Origin of the sequence: Paraburkholderia sp., assembly GCF_036488505.1 — a bacterium.
In the GTDB taxonomy this organism is placed as follows: Bacteria; Pseudomonadota; Gammaproteobacteria; order Burkholderiales; family Burkholderiaceae; genus Paraburkholderia.
On the sequence record NZ_DASXHN010000130.1, the window covers coordinates 1 to 3,442 of the forward strand.

Annotated in this window: 3 protein-coding genes and 1 pseudogene; all 4 read right to left on the reverse strand. The window is 64.1% G+C overall.

The genetic code is table 11. The annotated features are described in order from the left end of the window. Window positions 1–611, reverse strand: a 611-nt coding sequence (locus VGH68_RS07315; RefSeq protein ID WP_331602887.1) for a lysophospholipid acyltransferase family protein, incomplete at its 3' end; no start/stop codon positions are given. 50 nt (window positions 612–661) lie between these two features. Continuing rightward, a complete protein-coding gene (locus VGH68_RS07320; protein WP_331602888.1) occupies window positions 662–1,948 on the reverse strand; it encodes a dihydroorotase in 1,287 nt (428 codons plus the stop codon). A gap of 59 nt (window positions 1,949–2,007) precedes the next feature. Continuing rightward, entirely contained in the window at window positions 2,008–3,057 is a 1,050-nt protein-coding gene (locus tag VGH68_RS07325; protein ID WP_331602889.1) for an aspartate carbamoyltransferase catalytic subunit, read from the reverse strand. Between the two features lie 147 nt (window positions 3,058–3,204). Continuing rightward, window positions 3,205–3,442, reverse strand: a pseudogene (locus VGH68_RS07330) (bifunctional pyr operon transcriptional regulator/uracil phosphoribosyltransferase); the annotation flags it as partial.

Below are 3,442 nucleotides of genomic sequence, written 5' to 3' on the forward strand. Positions count from 1 at the left end.
CGCAGCAACGCGTCGAGCGACTCGGCGAGCGTGAGATCGTCGATATACGCGGGTGCCGTCGATTGCCGTCCCTGTGCATCTTCGTACATCAGACAGACGGGCTGAACCGGACTCGCCGCCGACACCGCCGCCTGGAACATATTGGCGTGAAACGGCAGCAGCGCGCGGCCATCGGAAGTCGTGCCTTCGGGAAACACGCACATCAATTCGCCCGCGCTCAAGCGGTTGGCCAGTTCATGCATGATCCGCTTTGCATCGCTGCGCTTCTCACGCTGGATGAACACCGTGCCCAGTTGCTGCGCGAGCCAGCCCACCACCGGCCAGTTGCGGATCTCCGCCTTCGATACGAACGGCGTTGGCCGCCACGCGTTGATCACATAGATGTCGATCCACGAGACATGGTTGGCCACCACCAGCGCGCCGGCATCGAGGCGAGCGCTGTCGTTATGCACGACGAGGCGCATGCCGCACAGTGCCAGCATCTTCAGTGACCAGGCGCGATTGAGTGCTTCACGTTCGGCGGCGCTAGCGCGCGGAAAACGCGTCGCGACTGTCCACATGCCGTGCAGCAGATGCATGATCAGACGGGCCTTGCGAAATGCGAGCTTCATCGTTGGAGCTTTCCGTGTCGGTCTGTGCGGTGAGGCTTTGGCTTTAAGACTTAGCGCTGTTCGAATGCCACTTGTCCGGACACGATCGTCGTGCGCACGCGCGCCGGCAATTCATAACCGAGGAACGGCGTGTTATGCCCCTGGCTCTTCAGCGCGCGCGGTTCGACGCGCCAGTGCGTGTTCCTGTCGAAGAGGCACAAGTCGGCGGTCGCGCCGACTGCAAGCCGCCCTGCGTCCAGCTTCAGCACGCCGGCCGGCGCGGCGGTAATGCGGTTCAGCGCCTTCGCGAGCGGCACGCCCGCCTCGTCCGCCCACTTGATGGTCAGCGAAAGCAGGAGCTCCAGGCCGGTCGCGCCCGGTGTGGCTTCGGCGAACGGGAGCAGCTTTTCGTCATCGTCGACGGGCGTGTGATCGGAACAGATTGCGTCGATCGTGCCATCGGCGAGACCCGCGCGGATCGCTTCGCGATCGCGCTGTGAACGCAGCGGCGGATCGAGCCGAAATTGCGCATCGAAGTAACCGATGTCCAGATCGATCAGGTGAATATGGTTCACCGTCACATCGCACGTCACCGGCAAGCCTTCGGCCTTTGCCGCGCGCATCAGCTCGACGCCCACCGCCGACGACAGATGCGACAGATGCACGCGCGCGCCGGTCACGCGGACCAGTTCGAAAATGGTATGCAGCGCGATGGTCTCCGCCGAAACCGGCACGCCCGACAAGCCGAGCCGCGACGCCAGCGCGCCGCTCGCCGCCACGCCGCCCTTGCCGAGATACGCATCCACGGGACGCAGCCATACGGTGTAGCCATACGTGTTCGCATACTGCAGCGCGCGCAGCAGCACTTGCGTGTCCACCACCGGCACATCCGCCTGCGAAAAACCGATGCAGCCCGCTTCGGTCAGCTCGACCATCTCCGTGATGACCTGCCCTTTCAGGCCCACCGTCAGCGCGCCGAGCGGATACACATTCGCCTGATTCAGATTGCGCGCGCGAAACTTGAGCATTTCGACGAGGCCGGGCTCGTCCAGCACCGGATCCGTATCCGGCAGGCACACGAGGCTCGTCACGCCGCCCGCGAGCGCCGCAGCCATTTCCGATTCGAGCGTCGCCTTGTATTCGTAGCCTGGCTCGCGCAGACGCGCGGCGAGATCGACCAGACCGGGCGCGATGGAGAGGCCTTTGGCGTCGATCGTCCTCGCCGCCTGAAAATCCGCGGGTGCCGCCGTTGCATTGCCGAGCGCGACGATCTTGCCGTCCGCGATAAAAATGTCCTGCTGCTGTTCGGTGCCGGCTGCCGGATCGATCAGCGTGCCGCCTTGAATATGAATCTTCATGCGCTGCCTTTGTATGCGTTGCCTGTGTCCGCTCGCGACGCTGCGCGCGCGGCTGACGTTCAGTCGTGATTGCCCGCGACGATCCCCATCACCGCCATGCGCACGGCAATGCCGAACGTCACCTGGTTCAGGATCACCGACTGCGGGCCGTCGGCCACCTGCGAATCGATTTCGACGCCGCGGTTCATCGGGCCGGGGTGCATCACGATTGCATCCGGCTTCGCCAGCGCGAGACGCTCGGGCGTGAGGCCCCAGCTCTTGAAGTACTCCTGCGCCGACGGCAGCAGCGCGCCGCTCATGCGCTCGTTCTGCAGACGCAGCATGATGATGACGTCGACATCCCGCAGGCCTTCATCGAGGTTGTGAAACACCCGCACGCCCATTTGTTCGAGACCGCCCGGCAGCAACGTGCGCGGACCGATGGCGCGCACTTCCGGCACACCGAGCGTCGTCAGTGCGTGGATGTCCGAACGCGCCACGCGCGAATGCAGGATGTCGCCCACAATCGCCACGCGCAGATTCGTGAAATCTTTCTTGTAGTGACGAATCGTGTACATGTCGAGCAGACCCTGCGTCGGGTGCGCGTGCCGGCCATCGCCCGCGTTGATCACATGCACGTGCGGCGCGCAGTGCTCGGCGATCAGATACGGCGCGCCGCTCGATGCATGACGCACCACGAACATGTCGGCGTGCATGGCGGACAGGTTGTTGATGGTGTCCAGCAGCGACTCGCCCTTGCTGGTCGACGACGCGTTGATGTTCAGATTGAGCACATCCGCCGACAGTCGCGTCGCTGCAATCTCGAAGGTGGTGCGGGTGCGGGTCGAGTTCTCGAAGAACAGATTGAACACGGACTTGCCGCGCAAGAGCGGCACCTTCTTGACCTCGCGGTCCGTCACGCTCACGAACTGCTCGGCCGTATCGAGAATGTGATTGACGATGGCACGCGGCAAGCCTTCGATGGTCAGCAGATGCTTGAGCTCACCGTTCTTCGTGAGCTGCGGGTTGCCCTTCAGGAAGCCGTAGCGAAAGCGCTCGGGCGGTGCAGGCGTGCCGCTGCTGTCATGAGGACCTTGAGGGCCTTGGGGAACCTGGGTAGCGGTATTCATGGTGTACCTGAATCAAACGTGTACGGCGTGTACGCGCCAACTTGGATGACGCGTGGACTGACCGGCTGTGCCGCGTCGGCGATGATCCAGCCGCAGCAGCGTGGTGTGCAAACACACGGGTGCAAACGCATGGCGTGCACCTTGCGCTCAATCGGCGCGTGCTTCGGTGTGAAACGTAAGGTGTTGACCGGCGCTGTCATCTCGCGCGAGAACGAGCGTCGCGTCCGCGGGCACTTCGACCGCCCCGCCTACGAAGCGCGCCGCTACCGGCAACTCACGGCCGCCGCGATCGGCGAGCACCGCCAGTTCGACCGACGCCGGCCGTCCATAGTCGTATAGCTCGTTCAACGCGGCGCGCACGGTGCGGCCGGTGTACAGCACGTCG